Below are 16,623 nucleotides of genomic sequence, written 5' to 3'. Positions count from 1 at the left end.
GATCTTGCGTTACTGTGTGCGCATGTCCGGCCACTTTCCGGCTGGGGACGCGCGTGGTGCCGGACGAGGCGAACGACGGGGTGTGGGGAGAAGTGCCAGTGGTGCCGGAGAAGGGTGACCGGCGATGACGAGCAGCCCGGAGACCGCCCCCATCCCGCTGCGGCTGGCCGACCGGATCTTCCTGGCCGCGCACGCCGGGGACCAGCGGCTCAGTCCCACCGTGGACCCCTCGCTGGTGGCGCTGGGCTGCGCGGGCGGGCTGCTGGCGGAGCTGATCCTGGACGAGGAGATCACCGTGACGCCGACCGTGCGGGCCAGCGGCCCCGGCCGGTGCCCGGACTACCTGTCCTGGGTCGTGCTCCGGGAAATCCGGCAGGAGCAGGGGCTCGATCTGCGGACCTGGCTGGAGTACCTGGCCCAGACCGCGACCGAGAAGGTGCGGGCCCGGCTGACGATCATCGACGTGCTGCGCGAGGTCTCGGTCTCGACGGGCTGGCGCTCCGGGCCCGCGACCGCCTGGCGCGTCACCGAGGACGGCCCGCCGCCGGTCGCCGAACAGCTCGGCGAGCTGTTCACCGGGACCGAGTCGGTGGCGGGGACCGGGATGATCACCGGCCCGGACGTCCTGCGGGAGATCGTGTTCGCGCTGCTGGCGCGGGAGACCGGGGCGGTGCGCCAGCTCCGGCTGTCCCGGCAGGCGGCCCGGCAGGGCGAGCACCGGATGGAGTCGTGGGAACCGCGGATCCCGGGGCCGCTGCGCGCCGTGGTCAACGAAGTCGCCGCGGCGCGGGAGCAGTCGGCGATGACCCCGAGGTACTGACCGAGCGGAAGGGGAAGCGGCCTTGCCACCGTCCAAAGTGTCCACTTCGCTGGCGAGAGCCCGGCTGGGCGTCACGTCCATCGTGTTCTTCACCGTCGCGGCCGCCGCGCCGGAGACCGTCGTCGGCGGCGGCGCGGTCAGCGGCTTCGCGGTCTCCGGGGTCACCGGCATCCCGGTCGGCTACCTCGCGATGGCGCTCGTGCTCGGGCTGTTCGCGATCGGTTACGTGACCATGGCCCGGCACGTCGAGAACGCGGGCGCCTTCTACGCCTACATCGCCAAGGGGCTGGGCCGGATCCCCGGCACCGCGGCCGGGGGCGTGGCGCTGGTGTCCTACAACATCCTCCAGGTCAGCCTGGTGGGCGGCTTCGGCGTCGGCGCGGGCGACTTCGTCCGCCAGCTCACCGGTGCCGAGCTGCCCTGGTGGCTGTTCGCCGCGGTCGGGGTCGCGGGGGTGGGACTGCTCGGGGTCCTGCGGATCGACGTCAACGGCCGGGTGCTGGGCGTGCTGCTGGTCGCCGAGGTGGCGGTCATCGTGCTGTTCGACATCGCGTTCGTGTCCGCGCCGTCGGAGCAGGGCGTCGTGCTGACCACGCTGAGCCCCGGGCAGCTGATGACCAGTGCCGCCGGGGTCATCCTGGTGATCGGCTTCACCGGGTTCATCGGCTTCGAGAACTCCACAGTGCTCGCCGAGGAGGCCCGCCACCCACGGACGGTCATCTACGCCACCTACATCTCGCTGGCGGTCATCGGCGGGCTCTACTCGCTGTCGACCTGGGCGATGACGGTCGCGACCGGGCCCGACGCCATCGTGGCGCAGGCGGGCGAGCACTCGACCGAGCTGCTGTTCGTCCTCGCCGGTGAGCGGCTGCCGGGGCTGGTGGTCACGATCGGCTCCGCGCTCTACATCACCAGCCTGTTCGCCGCCATGCTCTCGTTCCACCACGTCTGCGCCCGCTACTTCTTCGCTCTGGGGCGGGAAGGCGCGGGCCCGCGGGCGTGGGGGACCACCAGCGCGCGCACCGCCGCACCGGTGGCGGGTTCGCTGACGCAGACCGCGATCGCCGCGGTCGTGGTGCTGATCGTCATGGTGACCGGGATCGACCCGATCACCTACCTGTTCTACTGGGGAGCGTCCGTCGGCGCGCTGGGCGTGCTGATCCTGGTCACGTTCACCTCGGTCGCCGTCGTCGGCTATTTCCTGCGCCACGACGGGAAAGCACTGGGCGTGTGGCGGCGGCTGGTCGCCCCGGCGGCTGCCGCGGTCGTGCTGGCTGCCGTGCTGGTGCTGACCGTCGGCTCGTTCGGGACGGTTCTCGGCGTGGAGCCGGGGAATCCGGCCGCCTGGGCGCTGCCCGCCGGTTATCTGGTGCTGATCGCGGCCGGTCTGGTCTGGGGCGCGGTGCTCCGGAGCCGCCGCCCGGCCGCCTACGCCCGCATCGGGATGGGAGCGCGGTCGGCCACCGTCCGGTGGGAGAAGGAGGAGCTCGGTGTTTGATGAGGATGCCGCGGCGTTCGATGACGATGCTGCGGCATTCCATGAGGATGCTGCGGCGTTCGACGACGATGCCGTGGAACCGCGGCTGCGCACCCTGCTGCGGGCTTTCGCCGACGACGCGGTCTCGTGCTGGCTGGTGCCGGAGCCGGAGCGCCGGTACGCGGTCTACCACGAGTGGTTCGGCATGGTGCTGGCGCACGCCGACCGCGCGGGCGAGGTCGTGACCGCCGACGACACCGCCGCGGTGCAGGTCTGGCTGTCCGGTGTGGACAGTCCGCCGAGGATGGTCGAGGAGCGGGACGAGCAGCGGCTGGCCGAGCTCCTCGGCACTTCCGCGCCCCGGTTCCGCACCTTCGGCGAGCTGATGTCGGCGCGCCATCCGGCCGAGCCGCACCAGTACCTCGCGCTCATCGGGGTGGAACCGGCTCTGCAGAACGCGGGCATCGGCGGCCGGGCGCTGGCCGCGGTGCTGCGGCGCTGGGACGAGCAGGGCGTGCCCGCCTACCTGGAAGCCAGCTCGACGCGCAGCCGGCAGCTGTACCTGCGGCTGGGTTTCCGGGACCTCGGCCCGGCCGTGCAGCTGCCGGACGGCCCGGTGCTGCACCCGATGTGGCGGGAGCCGGAAGCGCTCTGACCGGCCGCGGCGATGGCGGTTCCGATGTGACGTGCCCGCCGTTCTGGAGGTCGGCGGACACGTCACATCGGCCGCGGTTCATTCCGTCTCGGCTCCTACGAACCGGAACTCCCAGACTCCGTCCGATCCGCTCCGGGCGCGTTCGTAGGCCAGCAGTGGTGCGTTCTGGCCCGCGGTCGGCCGGTTGCCTTGCGGACGGCGGGCGGGCAGCGTGACGCGCGGTACCGGGTTGCCCGAGGTATCGGCCGCCACGTTGATCTCCCGCCCGTCTTCCGGCCCGCCGCGCAACCGCACGCGGACATCTCCCACCGGAACTCCCTTCCTCGAACGAGCAACGACAACCGGTTCTGACTCCGCGGAGCTGGAACTCGTTCCGGATGTCACTTGATCGTGTGGCGACATGCTCCCACGAAGTCGATCATCGCTCCAGCGCCGATTTTCCGGCGGCGGCCCTGATCCACAGTGGACCTGAACCTACCCGGCGGTACCCAGTGTTCGAGTGCCCTGCGGTGCCGGGTGGTGAACCTGCTGGTAGAAACAGGGGATGAGCGTCGAACGATCGGTTGCGCTGCGGTTCGGCTCGGACGCGGTGCGGGCCGGTACGCACGTCAACCTCTCCGCGGTCCGCACCGACGGCGCGCACCTGTGGATCGCCGGGGACGAGACCGCGACCATCGAGCGGCTGACCTGCGACGTCGTGCGGCGGCCCGCGGAGTACGGCGAGCACGTGGGGTTCGACCTGGCCGACGTGGTCCGGCTGCCGGGCGAGGCCGACGAGGAGGTCGACGTCGAGGGCCTGGCGCTCAACGGCCCGTACCTGTGGGCGGTCGGATCGCACAGCAGCAAGCGCAAGCGGATCAGGTCGCACCACTCCGACGCCAAGGCGGCCAAGCGGCTCGCGGTGGTCAGCGCCGAGCCCGGCCGGAGGGTGCTCGCCCGGATCGCGATCGCCGACCACGTGCCGGCCGAGGTCACCCCGGAGGGCTTCCGCAGCGCGGCGCTCAGCGGCCCGGGACTGCTCGACCTGCTCGACGAGGACGAGCACCTGGCGCCGTTCCTGGCCATCCCGGGCAAGGACAACGGCCTGGACGTGGAGGGCATCGCGGTGCACGGCGAACCGGGCGCCGAGCGGGTGTTCCTCGGTCTGCGCGGGCCGGTGCTGCGCGGCTGGGCGGTGGTCCTGCAGCTGGCGCCGCGGGAGGACGACGGCGAGCTGCGGCTGGCCAGGCTCGAGGGCGGCCGGCGCTACCTCAAGCACTTCCTCGACCTGGACGGGCTCGGCATCCGCGACCTGTGCCCGCACGGCGACGACCTGCTCGTGCTGGCCGGTCCGTCGATGGACCTGGACGGCCCGGTGCGGGTCTACCGGTGGCCGGGTGCGGCCCGGATCGAGGCGCCCGACGTGGTGCACCGCGAGGAACTGCGGCGCGAGATCGACCTGCCGCACGGCGAGGGCGACGACCACGCCGAGGGGATCTCACTGCTGCCGGACGGCGAGCTGCTGGTCGTCTACGACAGCCCCGCCCGGTACCGGCTGTCGCAGGAGGGGACCGTGCTGGCAGATGTGGTGCGGCTGCCCTGAACCCGCTCAGCGGGCCAGGTGGGCGCCGCCCGACGGGGAGACGCGCAGGTCGGCGCTGATGCTCGCGGCGGTGTCCAGCAGCCGCGGGAGGAACTCCTGCTGCGCGTGGGAATCGGTGGTGCGTCCGGCGTGGGAGGACACGTTGACCGCGGCCACCACGCGGCCGGCCCGGTCCCGGATCGGCGCGGCGATCGAGCGCAGGCCCGCCTCCAGCTCCTGGTCCACCATGGCCCAGCCCTGCTCCCGGATCCGCGCCAGCTCCTCGCGCAGGCTGCCGGTGTCGGTGATCGTGTGCGGGCCGAGCCGTTCCAGCCGGACCTGCTCGAAGCGGGCGTCCAGCTCGTCGGGGGAGAGGTGGGCGAGCATGACCCGGCCCATCGAGGTCGCGTACGCCGGGAAGCGGGTGCCGATGTTGATCGAGACGGTCATGATCCGCGAGGTGGGGACGCGGGCGACGTAGACGATGTCGGTGCCGTCGAGCACCGAGACCGACGCCGACTCGTGCACCTCGGCCACCAGCCGCTCCAGGTGCGGCTGGGCGATCTCGGGCAGCGACACGCTCGACAGGTAGGCGAAGCCGAGTTCGAGCACGCGCGGCGTGAGCGCGAAGACCCGCCCGTCGGTCCAGACGTAGCCCAGGTGCACCAGGGTGTGCAGGAAACGCCGGGCCGCCGCCCTCGACAGCCCGGTCGCGCGGGCGACCTCGCTGAGCGTCATCTCCGGATGGGTCTCGTCGAACGCGCGGATCACCAGCAGGCCGCGCGCCAGCGACTGCACGTAACCGCTACCGGAGTCGGAGGGCTCCAAGGTCGTCTCCTCGCCAGTCTGGGATCAGCTCCCGCCGTCATCGTCCAGGATCGTATTGGCGATCGCGAAGGCGCTGTTCGCGCGGGGCACTCCCGCGTACACGGCAACGTGCATGAGGACCTCCCGGATTTCCTCCGCGGTGACGCCGTTGCCCAGGGCGGCGCGCACGTGCATCGCGAACTCGTCCTCGCAGCCGCCCGCGGCCAGCAGCGCCAGTGTGATCATGCTGCGGGTGCGCCGGTCGATGCCGTCGCCGCGCCACAGTTCACCCCAGGCGTAGTGGGTGATGAAGTCCTGGAACGGCCTGGTGAACTCGGTGGTCCGCGCGATCGCCCGGTCGACGTGGGCGTCACCCAGCACCTCGCGGCGCACCCGCATGCCCTCGGCGTGGTGGTCGTCCATCACAGGCTCCTCGTGAAGTGGTCGAGCAGGAGTTCGTTGATCGCGGCGGGCTGCTCCGCGTTGGCCAGGTGCGCGGCCTCGGCCAGCACCGCCAGCCGCGCGCCCGGGACCGCCGCGGCGATCCGCTCGGCGTGGTGCGGGGGAGTGGCTGGGTCGTCCTCGCCCGCGATGACCAGGGTGGGAGCCGTGATCGAGCCGAGCCCGGCCAGCAGGTCCATCGACGCGATCGCCTCGCAGCAGCCCGCGTAGCCCTCGGCGGCGCAGCCCTCGATCATGCCGCCGAACTTCGCGGCGATGTCCGGCTTTCCGGCCGCGGCCGGCGTGAACCACCTGGACAGCGAACTCTCCACTACGGGTGTGGTGCCCTGCGCGCGGACCAGCGCCGCGCGGTCGTGCCAGTTCGACGCCGGACCCAGCTCGGCCGAGGTGCAGATGAGCGCGAGCCTGCCGATGCGGTCCGGAGCGTGCTCGGCCAGCCACATGCCGGTCATGCCGCCCAGGGAGACCCCGGCGAAGTGCGCCCGCTCCACCCCGAGGTGGTCGAGCAGCGCGAGCACGTCACCGCCGAGCTGGGCGAGGTCGTAGGGCCCGGGGACGGCCGGCGTGCGGCCGTGCCCGCGCTGGTCGTAGCGCAGCACGCGGAACTGCCGGGACAGCGCGGGAACCTGCTCGTCCCACAGCGCCAGGTCGGTGCCCAGCGAGTTGGACAGCACGACCACGGCGCCGTCCCCGGGTCCGGTCAGTTCGAAGTGGACGGTCAACGGTCCTCCTGTTCGGACAGGGCTCGATCGACGAACGCGGTGGCCGCGCCAAGGTAGTCGGCCGGTTCGGTCGCGGAAACGATCTGGTCGTGCGAAAGCACCTCGCGCACCCGGTCGTCGGCGAGGAGCTCGTCCCGCAGGGTGCTGCCCTTCTCGGTCACCTGGCGGCACAGGCGGGACACGAGCTCCTGCGCCCCCGTCCGGCCGAGCGCGTCCACCAGCGCGGCGGACGCGCTCTCGGCCATGACCAGACCCCGGGTGCTCGCGGCGTTGGCGGCCATCCGGCCCGCGTCGACCCGCAGGTCCGAAAGCAGCCGGCGGGTGTGGGCCGCCGCTGCCGCGACCAGGCGCAGCACCTCGGAAAGCGGCTCCCATTCGGCCTGCCACGATCCGGCCGCCCGCTCGTACTCCTGCGGCATGGACGACAGCAGGGTCGAGACGAGCCCCGGAACCCGTTGCGCCGCAGCCGTGACCAGCACCGAGCCTGCCGGATTCCGCTTGTGCGGCATGGCCGACGAGCCCCCGGGGGCACCTTCGGCCAGTTCGCCGACCTCGGTCTGGGCGTGCAGCTTCACGTCGAGCGCGATCTTGCCCAGCACACCCGCGACCGCCCCCAGCGCGCCCGCGAGTTCGGCGATCCGGGTTCGGTCGGTGTGCCAGGGCAGCACCGGCTCGCCGAGTCCCAGTTCGGCCGCCAGCAGGCCCAGCACCCGGGGGCCGTCCGCGCCGAGCGAGGCGAGCGTGCCCGCCGCGCCGCCGAACTGCACCGCCAGCCGTTCGTCGCGCACCCGGCGGAGCCCCGAGGTGGCGGACTCGACCGACACCAGCCATCCCGCGCAGCGGTAGCCGAAGGTCGTCGGCAGCGCCTGCTGCAACAGCGACCGGGCGATCATCACGGTCCCGCGGTGCTCGCGGGCGAGCCGCGCGCACTCCCCGGCCACCGCTCGCAGGTCGTCGAGGACCGGGTCCAGGGTGCGGCGCACGACCAGCATCGCGGCGGTGTCGACGACGTCCTGGCTGGTCGCTCCACGGTGGACGTGCGGAGCGGCGGCGGAGCCGACGAGCCCGGTCAGGTCGTGCACCAGCGCGATCACCGGCGTGGCAGAGGCGACCGCGCGCCGCGCGATGTCCTCGGCGTCGAACAACTCCGCCCGGCAGCGCCGCCCGATCTCGCGGGCCGCGTCATCCGGGATGACCCCGGCCGCGGCCTGCGCGCCGGCGAGCGCCCGCTCGAAGTCCAGCATCGCCTGCAACCACGCCTTGCTCCCGGTCGCGGCGGAGGCGCGCGGCGTGCTGAACATCGGACCGAACACACCGATCCCCTTGCTAGACGGCGAAGAAAACGGTCTCGTCCCGGCCCTGCAGCCGGATGTCGAAGCGGAACCCGTCGTCGTCGGCGGTGGCGACCAGCGTGCAGCGGCGGGACTCGTCCACACCGGACAGAACCGGGTCGGCGCCGTTGGCCTCGGCCTCGTCCGGGAAGTACACGCGGGTGACGACGCGGTTGAGCAGCCCGCGCGCCAGTACCGAGACGTTGATGTGCGGCGCCTCGGTCCGGCCGTCCGGCGTGGGCAGCGGCCCGGGTTTGACGGTGCGGAACCAGAACCGCCCCTCCGGCGCGGTCCCGCAGCGGCCGAACCCGCGGAAGGAACCGGCGGTGTCCGGCCGGGGGTCGGCGGGGTGGTGGAACCGGCCTTCGGCGTCGGCCTGCCAGATCTCCACGACGGCGTCCGGCACCGGATCGCCGTTGCCGTCGGTCACGATCCCGTGCAGGACGATCGCGCCGGGCGCGCCCTCGGGCACGACGTCAGGGCCGTCCGGCCACAGCAGCCCGTCGGGCAGCGCGAAGAACGGGCCGATCGTCTGCGACGGGGTGGTCTCGAGTGCCATCAGTCGTCGTCCTCTTCCTCGTCCTCGAACACGCTCGCCTCGGACCCGCGCAGCACGATGTCGAACCGGTAGCTCAGCGCCCACTCGGGCACGGTGCTGTCCAGGTCGAAGCGGGAGATCATCCGCTCCCTGGCCTTAGGGTCGCGCACCGAGTTGAAGATCGGGTCCTGGGAGAACAGCGGATCGCCCGGGAAGTACATCTGGGTGATCAGGCGCTGCGTGAACGCCTGCCCGAACAGGGAGAAGTGCAGGTGCGCGGGCCGCCAGGCGTTGTCGTGGTTGCGCCACGGGTAGGCGCCGGGCTTGATCGTGACGAACCGGTACCCGCCGTCGGCGTCGGTCACGCACCGGCCGACGCCGGAGAAGTTCGGGTCCAGCGGAGCGGGGTGGCGGTCGCCGGAGTGCCGGTAGCGGCCCGCGGCGTTGGCCTGCCACAGCTCGACGAGCGCGTCCGGCACCGGTTTCCCGCCGGAGTCCAGCACCCGGCCGCTGACGATGATCCGCTCGCCCAGCGGCTCCCCGTCGTGCTGCGCGGTCAGGTCGTGGTCGGTCGCGCCGACCCGGTCGTGGCCCAGCAGCGGACCGGTCACCTCGGTCAGGTACTGCGGCAGCAGCTGGAGCGGCTGGGACGGGTGCCGGAACGAGGTGGAGGCGTACTCCGGCGTGTCCAGCGCGGGGTGCGAGGCGTCGTCGCGGGGGTAGGAGGGCAGGATCAGGCCGGAAGGCGAGCGGGTCTGCGGGGATGGCGTCATGGGTGGCTCCTCTGGCGGGGCGGTGGGAGGCACGGTGTCGTTCTGCGCTGGTGGGTCATTCTGCGATGGTGGCCTTGAGCGCGCGCAGGACGTCGAGTTCGGCGGCGGTCGGCGGTTCCTGGACCACCGGCTCGGCGGCGACGCGCAGCGGCCAGCCGGTGGCCGCCCGCACCTGCTCGACCTCGACGCCGGGGTTGATCCGGGTCAGCGTCAGCTCGAGCGTGTCCGGGTCCGGTTCCAGCACGCCCAGGTCGGTGATCACCTTGACCGGGCCGCGGCCGCGCAGGCCCAGCCGCTCCCGGCTGCCCGGGCCGTCGCCGTAGCCGACGGAGGTCACGAAGTCGAGGCGGTCGACGAAGCTGCGCGGGCTCTGGCGCATCACGATCAGCACCTCGCGGCAGGACGCGGCGATCTCGGGCGCGCCGCCCGCGCCGGGCAGGCGGACCTTCGGGTGCCGGTAGTCACCGCCGATCACGGTGGTGTTGAGGTTGCCGAAGCGGTCCACCTGGGCGCCGCCGAGGAAACCGGTGTCGATGCGGCCGGGCTGGAGCCAGTAGTTGAAGACCTCCGGCACGCCGACCACCGAGTCGGCGGTGTCGGCCAGCACGCCGTCGCCGATCGACAGCGGCAGCCGGTCCGGCTTGGCGCCGAGGGTGCCGGACTCGTAGATCAGCACCAGGTCCGGGGCGTGCGTGCGGCGGGCGAGGTTGGCCGCCGTGCTCGGCAGGCCGATGCCGACGAAGCAGGCGCTGCCGTCGCGCAGGGAGCGGGCGGCGGCGACGGTCATCATCTCGTCGGCGGTGTGGTCGGCGGACTGGGCCATCACGCGCTCCTCTCCAGCACCTCGGTGGTGAGCCACCGCCCGAACGCCTCGCGGTCGCGTCCGATCGGATCCCACCCGCGGTAGTAGGCGTTGTCCCGTTCGGAATACCCCTGCGCGTACGAGGGGTGCGCCCCGCCGGGGACCTCGGCGACGGCGGTGATCGCCCACTGCGGCAGCACGATCGCCCCCGGCCGCGGCTCCAGCTCGTCGACGATCTCCTCGACGGTGACCAGCGAGCGGCGGGAGGCGAGCACGGTTTCCTTCTGCACGCCGGTGATCCCCCACAGCTGCACGTTGCCGGACCGGTCGGCCCGTTGGGCGTGGATGATGCCGACGTCGGGGTTCAGCGCGGGCACGGCCGCGAGCCGTTCGCCGGTGAACGGGCATTCGACGGGCTTGATGCTGTCGGTGTGCTCGGGCAGGTCGGTGCCGGTGTAGCCGCGCAGCACGGCGAAGGGCAGGCCGGAGGCGCCCGCGACGTAGCGGTTGGCCATCCCGGCGTGGCTGTGCTCCTCGATCTCCAGCGGAACCGGCCAGGAGTTCTGGATGGCGTCGCGGAACCGGTGCAGCGAGCCGACGCCGGGGTTGCCGCCCCACGAGAACACCAGCCTGCTCGCGCACCCGGCGCCGATGAGCTGGTCGTAGACGATGTCGGGCGTCATCCGGCACAGCGTCAGCCCCCGCCGCCGCTGCCGGATGATCTCGTGCCCGGCGGCCACCGGGATCAGGTGCGTGAAGCCCTCCAGCGCGACCGTGTCGCCGTCGTGCACCAGCTCCGCGACCGCCTCCTGGAGCGACTGAATCCGGGCCACTCCAACCTCCGTACGCATAGAGAACATGTGTGCTGTATGCGAACGCTAGAGCAAAGCCGCTGGTGAGGTCAATACTCCGGAGGTGGGCACGATCGATCGCCAGGCGTGAACGCCTGGTTCGAGAAGGGGCCCGCGCGAGCCGGTGCCGCAGCGCGGTCTGGTCCCGCCCGCGGGGCGGTGCCGGCACGCGAGCCGGTGGCTCGCGCGGGTCAGATGTAGCTCGGGGCGGGCAGCCCGCGGTGCGGGAGCCCGAGCACCGTGATCGCGGCTTCCGCCGCGGCGGTGGCCTGCATGTGCCCGCTGGTGCCCCAGTTCAGCAGGTCACCCGCGTCGTCGGGGTGCACCAGCAGCCGCCGGTAGGTGCGGCCGTTGTCCGGGTCGGGCGCCGGCGGGTGCACCCGCGCCAGCGAGGCGACCATCCGGACCTGCGCGTACGGCGAGACCCCGTCGTCCACGCACTGGTAGCCGAGGTAGTGCGGATCGGTGATCTCGGAGGTGACCTCCTCCAAGGTCTCGCGCCGCAGGATGTCGGCGTAGGTGCTCTCGCCCAGCTCCGGGCGCCCGCCCGGCAGCGAGTGCTTCGCGCCGTCGACCCGGATCAGCACCCGGCCGTCGGAGGCGAACAGGAAGCCGTAGACCTGGCGCACCGGAAGGCCCTCGGGAACGGCGTGGGTGAACCACCTGAACCTGGCCATCGTCGGACTCCTTCCTGCGCCGCGGAACGATCACAGTAACGGAGTTCGCGTTGTCCGTCGTCCCTGGCGAACGGGTGGTCACCCGCCGTAGGAGAGCACGACCTTGCCGGTCGCTCCGCCGCCGCGGAGCAGGTCGCGGGCGGCATCCGCGCGGTCGGCGGGAAACACCTCGTGGACGTGCGCACGCACGCGCCCGGACGCGATCGCCGGGAGCAGCCGCTCGCGCAGGTCCGCGGCGATGGCGGCGCGGTGCTCGGCGCCGCGGCGGGTGCGGAACGTCGTGCCGACCAGCCGCACCCGCCGGTAGGCGAGCCGGTCGAGGTCCAGCGCCGCGCGCCGTCCGCCGAGCCTGCCGACCTGGATGATCGTCGCGCCCAGCCCGGCCGCGGCCACCAGGTCGTCGAGCAGCGCGCCGCCGACGTGGTCGACGACCAGGTCCACGCCCGCGCCGCCGGTGGCCCGCATCGCCTGCGCGACGAGGTCGTCGGAGGCCGTGTCGACCGGCAGGGCGCCGCGTCCGGACAGCAGCGGGAGCTTGGCCGGGTCGGTCGTGGTCGCGAGCACCGGCTCGGCGCGCCCGCCCAGCGGGCGATGTCGATCGCGACCAGGCCGACACCGGAGGTCCCGGCCGTGATGAGCGCGCTGCGGCCCGGCGCGAGCCCGCCCTGCCTGACCAGCGCGTCGTACTCGGTCATGCACGCCGACGGCAGCGCGGCGGCCTCGGCCCAGCCGAGCCCGTCCGGAATCGGGACGACCGCGCGGTGGTCGACGGCGACCAGCTCCGCGAACGCGCCTTCGGTCATCGCCATCACGCGGTCGCCGGGACGTAGGCCGCTGACGTCGCTGCCGGTGCGGACCACGACCCCGGCCAGGTCGGACCCGGCGATCCGCGGCCGGTCGGCCCGCCGCTGGTCGGACCGGTAGTCGCCGGTGAGCTCGTCGAGGTCGGCGTGGTTCAGGGCGGCGGCGCGGACCTCGACGACGACCTCGTCCGGATCCGGTTCCGGCGCCGGGAGGTCATCGCGCTCGGTCCAGCCCTGCTCGGTGACGACGATTCCGCGCACCCTGATCACGGTAGCCGCCGCCGCGGGGCGGTCAGCCGAGCAGCCAGGCGAAGAACTGGCCGATCCGGCTCACCCGCCGGACCTTCGGCGCGCCCTCCACGCCGTGGATCTCCCACAGCTGCTTGCACTCCTCGCAGCGCCACAGGCCGATGCGGGAGGTGTCCGGTTCGCACGGATGCCCCCGCCGTCCTCGTCTCATCCCCAGCCTCCAAGCCGGTCCGGTGGGGCGGCCCCCACCCGGATGATCAGACCACAGCCGGACCCCGGGCGGTAGGCGATCTTCCGGGTGGCTGGGTTCGGGACTTTCGCCCTTTCCCAGGTCACCGACCGCGTTCGTACCGTCACCTGGGTGACCTAGTCGGAGGGGGTGCCGGATGGCGGCCAACACGGTGCGCGAGCTGACCGAGCAGATGCAGCAGCGCTGGGACGAGCTGACAGCGCTGAGCGCGAGCCCGGACATGTACGGAAGCGAGCTCCTGCACGGCCAGCTGGCCGAGCTGGAGCTGTGGCTGGCCCGGATGCGGCAGCTGGGCGACGTCCGGCGAGCCGCGTGAGGGCACGCGGCGGCGTGCGCATCAGCTGACGTCGGGACAGGTGCCCGGGTCCTGGCACGCGTGGTTGAGCGCGGGCACGGGGACGGCCTCGACCGCCTTGCCCCGGTCGATGGTGGCCCACGCGAGCACCCCGCCGAGCGCGCACAGCGCGGCCGAGATCAGCATGGCCCGGCCGAAACCGGCGCCCAGCGCCTGCCCGGCACCGGTGTGGGAGAGCCCGGCGACCAGCGGGAGCACCGCGACCGCGAGCAGGCCGGCGACCCGGGAGACGGCGTTGTTCACGCCGGAGGCGATGCCGCCGTGGTGCTCGCTGACCGAGGCCAGCACGGCCGAGGTCAGCGGAGCGACCGTGATCGCGAGTCCCAGGCCGAACACGAGTACGCCCGGCAGGACGCCGGTGAGGTAGGTGCTGCCGGGAACCGCGAGCACCATCAGCGCCAGCCCGCCCGCGCACACCAGCGGCCCGATGGTCATCGGCAGGCGGGGACCGGTGCGCTGCGCGAGCGCGCCCATCCGGCCGGACAGCAGCAGCATGATGATCGTGATGGGCAGCGTCGCGATCCCGGCCGACAGCGCCGAGTAGCCGAGGGTCTGCTGCAACTGCAACGACAGCAGGAACAGCGCCCCGCTCAGCGCCGCGTAGACGGTGAAGGTCGTCAGGTTCGCCCCGGTGAACTGCCCGGAGCGGAACAGCGACAGCGGCATGAGCGGGTTGGGCCTGCGGGCCTCGACGAACGGGAACAGCACCAGCCCGGCGACGCCGGCGACGAGCGCGACGACCGGCATCGGGCCCCAGCCCTTGGTCGGCACCTCGATGAGCGCGTAGATGGTGCCCGCCAGACCGACGGTGACCGCCAGCGCGCCCGCGAGGTCGGGCCGCCCGGTGGCCTCCGGGTTCCGGCTCTCCGGGACGTGCCGGACGGTCACCGCGAAGGCCACCGCGGCCAGCGGCACGTTGATGAAGAACACCCACCGCCAGGAGACCGCGTCCACCAGCCAGCCGCCGACGAACGGGCCGATCGCCGACGACACGCCGGTCAGCCCCGCCCAGGTCCCGATGGCCTGACCGCGGTCGTCGCCGCGGATGGACGAGTTGATCAGCGCGAGGCTGCCGGGGATGAGCAGCGCGCCACCGACGCCCTGGAGCAGCCGCGCGCCGATGAGCGCGCCGCCGGTCGGTGCCAGCCCGCACAGCAGCGAGGCGAGCGTGAACACGACCAGCCCGATGGTGAACACCAGCCTGCGGCCGTACCGGTCGCCGAGGGCGCCGCCGAGCAGCAGCAGCGCGCTCAGCGTCAGCAGGTAGGCGTCGAGGACCCACTGCAGGACCGAGAGGTCCCCGCCGACGTCGCGGCCGATGGCGGGCAGCGCCACGTTGACCACCGAGCCGTCCAGGAACGCCACGCCGGACCCGAGGATCGTGGCCACGATGACCCAGCGGCCCGAGGTGGACCGCAGTGCGACGGGAGCGCCTGTGCTCATTGGTCGAGGATAGGTCCGGGCGGTGCTTCCGGCGGGGTGGCGGTGAAGCCCAGCGGAAGGTGCTTGACGCCGTTGATGAAGTTCGAGACCAGGCGCTGAACCGGGCCTGTGCGGTGCAGTTCGCGCAGTCGCCACAGGGCTTCCGAGTAGAACGCGCGCAGTTGCATCCGCGCGAAATGCGTCCCGAGGCACACGTGCGGGCCGGTGCCGAAGGAGAGCTGCGCGTTGGGGGAGCGGCGGATGTCGAAGCGCAGCGGGTCTTCGAACCTCTCGGGGTCGAAGTTCGCCGAGCAGTGGAACACCACGACCTTGTCCCCGGCGCGGATGTGCTGTCCGGCCAACGTGACGTCGGCGGTGGCGGTCCGCCGGAAGCTCAGCACCGGCGGGTGGTAGCGCAGCGTTTCCTCGATCGCCCGGTCGAGCAGGCCGGGCTGCTCCAGCAGCAGCCGGTGCTGGTCCGGGTGGTCGGCGAACGCGAGCAGCCCACCGGGAAGAGCGCTGCGCACCGTGTCGTTTCCCGCCACCGACAGCAGGAAGAAGAACATCCGCAGTTCGGTGTCGCTGATCTCCGCGGTCGCCAGCGCGGTCATCAGGTCGTCGGCGGGGTTGCGGCGCTTGTGCGCGGCGAGTTCGCCCGCGTAGTCGAACATGTCGGCCAGTTGGGCCGGAGAACGCGGGTTGACCGGATTCCCGTCTGCGTCGCGGGTGGGTTCGGAGTGCTCGGGGTCCTGGTAACCGATGATCCGGTTGGTCCACTCCAGCAGCATCCGCCGGTCGGACTCCGGAACGCCCAGCAGATCGGCCAGGTTGAGCAGCGGGTAGTCGTCGGTCAGTTCCGGCGGCACGTCGCACCCGCCGCGATCGGCGGCCGAGTCGACCAGCTCCCGCGCCCGCGCCGCCACGTCGGCCCGGAACCGGTCGATGCGGCGCGGGGTGAACGCGCGGCTGATGATCCGCCGCAGCGCACCGTGCTCGGGCGGATCGAGGTTGAGCATCATCCGGCGGATGAACGGCAGATCCTCCGGAGCGGGATCGCGGATCTGGGTGGCACCCAGCCAGGACGAGAACGCCGCCGGCTCCTTCAGCACCCGCTCCACGTCGGAATACCGCGTGACAGCCCAGAATCCCGGGCCCTCGGGCCAGTCCCCGACCCGGTGCTCGGCCTGCCTGCTCACCGGCTGGTGCTCGCGCAGCCAGGCGAAGTCGGCGTGCGGGATCCCGGTGGCGTACCGGCGCGGGTCGAAGACGTCGGGGACCTCGGTGGCCGTCATGCCGACAGGAAGGACTCGACCCTGGCCACCAGCGCCAGCGGCACCTCGTCGGGCGGGTAGTGCCCGGCGTCGGCGAACACCTCCAGTTCGGCGTTGGGGTACCAGCGCATCCACGTCGCGGTCATGACCTCCGGCGACAGCGCGGGATCGTGCGCCCCGGCGCACACCAGCACCGGGACGGGGTTGCCGTCGATCTCCTGGTGGATGTCGGTTTTCGCCCAGGAATCGAGGATTCGCCGGAACGCCCGGGTGTCGGTGCGTTCCACCGAACGCCGCACCACGGCGTCGAGCCAGGCGCCCGGCAGCCGGTTGCCGGAGGTGAGGTCGATGATCGCCCGGCGGTTCCCGGGCCGTTCGGCGGCACCGGAGAACAGCTCCCAACCCTGCTCGTCGAACGGCACGCCGGACGCGGGCACCGGCGAGACGCCGACGATCCGGCGCACCCGCTCCGGGGCCCGGAGCAGCACGTGCTGGGCGACCATGCCGCCCATCGAGTGCCCCAGCAGCGAGAACTCGCGCAGCCCCAACGCGTCCGCGGTGGCCAGCACGTCGTCGGCGGCCTCGGACACGGTGTGCTCGCCGCGCACGTCGACGGCCTCGCCGTAGCCGCGCAGGTCGGCGAACACGTACGAGAACGCCGAGCGGTCGAGGTGGGGGTGCAGCGGGGCGAAGCTGGTCCGGTCGCCGAGCCAGCCGTGCACGGCCAGCACCGCGTGCTCACCGGTTCCGACCCGGTCGTGGGGAAGCACCTGCGCCGTCATCGTGTCTCCTTCGCG

At 72.7% G+C, this 16,623-nt stretch carries 20 protein-coding genes and 1 pseudogene; 5 read left to right on the top strand and 16 right to left on the bottom strand.

Annotated elements, in window-relative coordinates; translation table 11 throughout:
- Nucleotides 1–124: 124 nt before the first annotated feature.
- Genes ABD691_RS15845 through ABD691_RS15835 form a run of 3 tightly spaced genes read left to right on the top strand, consistent with a single transcriptional unit; the run spans nt 125 to nt 2,952 of the window.
- The gene (locus ABD691_RS15845; protein WP_344680449.1) at nt 125–820 is read left to right on the top strand and encodes a GOLPH3/VPS74 family protein; all 696 of its coding nucleotides are present in this window, start codon (nt 125–127) and stop codon (nt 818–820) included.
- A gap of 22 nt (nt 821–842) precedes the next feature.
- Nucleotides 843–2,318 carry an APC family permease gene (locus tag ABD691_RS15840; RefSeq protein ID WP_344680448.1) on the top strand — a complete coding sequence of 492 codons (1,476 nt, stop codon included), beginning with the start codon at nt 843–845 and terminating at the stop codon, nt 2,316–2,318.
- Nucleotides 2,311–2,952, top strand: coding sequence for a GNAT family N-acetyltransferase (locus ABD691_RS15835; RefSeq protein ID WP_344680447.1), 642 nt, complete (start codon nt 2,311–2,313; stop codon nt 2,950–2,952). Before ABD691_RS15840 ends, ABD691_RS15835 begins: the two co-directional genes overlap by 8 nt.
- A 78-nt stretch (nt 2,953–3,030) precedes the next feature.
- Here the strand turns inward: ABD691_RS15835 and ABD691_RS15830 are convergent, their stop codons facing one another.
- Entirely contained in the window at nt 3,031–3,261 is a 231-nt protein-coding gene (locus ABD691_RS15830; RefSeq protein ID WP_344680446.1) for a hypothetical protein, read from the bottom strand.
- A 235-nt stretch (nt 3,262–3,496) separates the two neighbouring features.
- Here ABD691_RS15830 and ABD691_RS15825 point away from each other — a divergent pair, with 235 nt between their 5' ends.
- Nucleotides 3,497–4,534, top strand: a complete 1,038-nt coding sequence (locus ABD691_RS15825; RefSeq protein ID WP_344680445.1) for a DUF3616 domain-containing protein — start codon at nt 3,497–3,499, stop codon at nt 4,532–4,534.
- Between the two features lie 6 nt (nt 4,535–4,540).
- On the opposite strand, the gene ABD691_RS15820 is transcribed toward ABD691_RS15825, so the two are convergent.
- The 12 genes and pseudogenes from ABD691_RS15820 to ABD691_RS15765 form a co-directional block, all read right to left on the bottom strand.
- The gene (locus ABD691_RS15820; protein WP_344680444.1) at nt 4,541–5,341 is read right to left on the bottom strand and encodes an IclR family transcriptional regulator; all 801 of its coding nucleotides are present in this window, start codon (nt 5,339–5,341) and stop codon (nt 4,541–4,543) included.
- A 24-nt stretch (nt 5,342–5,365) separates the two neighbouring features.
- Nucleotides 5,366–5,743: a 4-carboxymuconolactone decarboxylase gene (pcaC, locus tag ABD691_RS15815; RefSeq protein ID WP_344680443.1), complete on the bottom strand. Its 378-nt coding sequence runs from the start codon at nt 5,741–5,743 to the stop codon at nt 5,366–5,368.
- Nucleotides 5,743–6,504, bottom strand: a complete 762-nt coding sequence (gene pcaD, locus ABD691_RS15810; RefSeq protein WP_344680442.1) for a 3-oxoadipate enol-lactonase — start codon at nt 6,502–6,504, stop codon at nt 5,743–5,745. The genes pcaC and pcaD overlap by 1 nt, the downstream gene beginning before the upstream one ends.
- Complete coding sequence (gene pcaB, locus ABD691_RS15805; protein WP_344680441.1) at nt 6,501–7,805, bottom strand: 3-carboxy-cis,cis-muconate cycloisomerase; 1,305 nt, start codon at nt 7,803–7,805, stop codon at nt 6,501–6,503. The genes pcaD and pcaB overlap by 4 nt, the downstream gene beginning before the upstream one ends.
- Nucleotides 7,806–7,830: 25 nt before the next feature.
- Entirely contained in the window at nt 7,831–8,394 is a 564-nt protein-coding gene (gene pcaG, locus ABD691_RS15800) for a protocatechuate 3,4-dioxygenase subunit alpha (RefSeq protein WP_344680440.1), read from the bottom strand.
- Nucleotides 8,394–9,146 (bottom strand): protocatechuate 3,4-dioxygenase subunit beta, encoded by a 753-nt coding sequence (pcaH, locus tag ABD691_RS15795; RefSeq protein WP_344680439.1) that lies wholly within the window; start codon nt 9,144–9,146, stop codon nt 8,394–8,396. The genes pcaG and pcaH overlap by 1 nt, the downstream gene beginning before the upstream one ends.
- 55 nt (nt 9,147–9,201) lie before the next feature.
- Nucleotides 9,202–9,969, bottom strand: a complete 768-nt coding sequence (locus ABD691_RS15790) for a CoA-transferase subunit beta (RefSeq protein WP_344680438.1) — start codon at nt 9,967–9,969, stop codon at nt 9,202–9,204.
- On the bottom strand, nt 9,969–10,781 hold the full coding sequence (locus ABD691_RS15785; RefSeq protein ID WP_344680437.1) for a CoA transferase subunit A: 813 nt from the start codon (nt 10,779–10,781) through the stop codon (nt 9,969–9,971). The genes ABD691_RS15790 and ABD691_RS15785 overlap by 1 nt, the downstream gene beginning before the upstream one ends.
- A 209-nt stretch (nt 10,782–10,990) precedes the next feature.
- Entirely contained in the window at nt 10,991–11,476 is a 486-nt protein-coding gene (locus tag ABD691_RS15780) for an NUDIX domain-containing protein (RefSeq protein ID WP_344680436.1), read from the bottom strand.
- A 78-nt stretch (nt 11,477–11,554) separates the two neighbouring features.
- Nucleotides 11,555–12,040 carry a zinc-binding dehydrogenase gene (locus ABD691_RS15775; protein WP_344680435.1) on the bottom strand — a complete coding sequence of 162 codons (486 nt, stop codon included), beginning with the start codon at nt 12,038–12,040 and terminating at the stop codon, nt 11,555–11,557.
- Between the two features lie 233 nt (nt 12,041–12,273).
- A pseudogene (locus ABD691_RS33755) lies at nt 12,274–12,540 on the bottom strand (alcohol dehydrogenase catalytic domain-containing protein); the annotation flags it as partial.
- Nucleotides 12,541–12,571: 31 nt separating this feature from the next.
- On the bottom strand, nt 12,572–12,739 hold the full coding sequence (locus ABD691_RS15765; RefSeq protein ID WP_344680433.1) for a hypothetical protein: 168 nt from the start codon (nt 12,737–12,739) through the stop codon (nt 12,572–12,574).
- Between the two features lie 175 nt (nt 12,740–12,914).
- Here ABD691_RS15765 and ABD691_RS15760 point away from each other — a divergent pair, with 175 nt between their 5' ends.
- A complete protein-coding gene (locus ABD691_RS15760; RefSeq protein WP_344680432.1) occupies nt 12,915–13,094 on the top strand; it encodes a hypothetical protein in 180 nt (59 codons plus the stop codon).
- Nucleotides 13,095–13,115: 21 nt separating this feature from the next.
- On the opposite strand, the gene ABD691_RS15755 is transcribed toward ABD691_RS15760, so the two are convergent.
- From ABD691_RS15755 to ABD691_RS15745, 3 genes are read right to left on the bottom strand one after another with little or no spacing between them, the layout of a single operon-like run.
- Nucleotides 13,116–14,576, bottom strand: a complete 1,461-nt coding sequence (locus tag ABD691_RS15755) for an MFS transporter (protein WP_344680431.1) — start codon at nt 14,574–14,576, stop codon at nt 13,116–13,118.
- Entirely contained in the window at nt 14,573–15,847 is a 1,275-nt protein-coding gene (locus ABD691_RS15750) for a cytochrome P450 (RefSeq protein WP_344680430.1), read from the bottom strand. Before ABD691_RS15750 ends, ABD691_RS15755 begins: the two co-directional genes overlap by 4 nt.
- Nucleotides 15,844–16,608, bottom strand: coding sequence for an alpha/beta fold hydrolase (locus tag ABD691_RS15745; RefSeq protein ID WP_344680429.1), 765 nt, complete (start codon nt 16,606–16,608; stop codon nt 15,844–15,846). Before ABD691_RS15745 ends, ABD691_RS15750 begins: the two co-directional genes overlap by 4 nt.
- Nucleotides 16,609–16,623 lie beyond the last annotated feature (15 nt).

It is taken from the genome of Saccharopolyspora taberi (assembly GCF_039534165.1).
GTDB lineage: Bacteria > Actinomycetota > Actinomycetes > Mycobacteriales > Pseudonocardiaceae > Saccharopolyspora_D > Saccharopolyspora_D taberi.
This window is presented reverse-complemented; position numbering and strand designations above follow the sequence as displayed.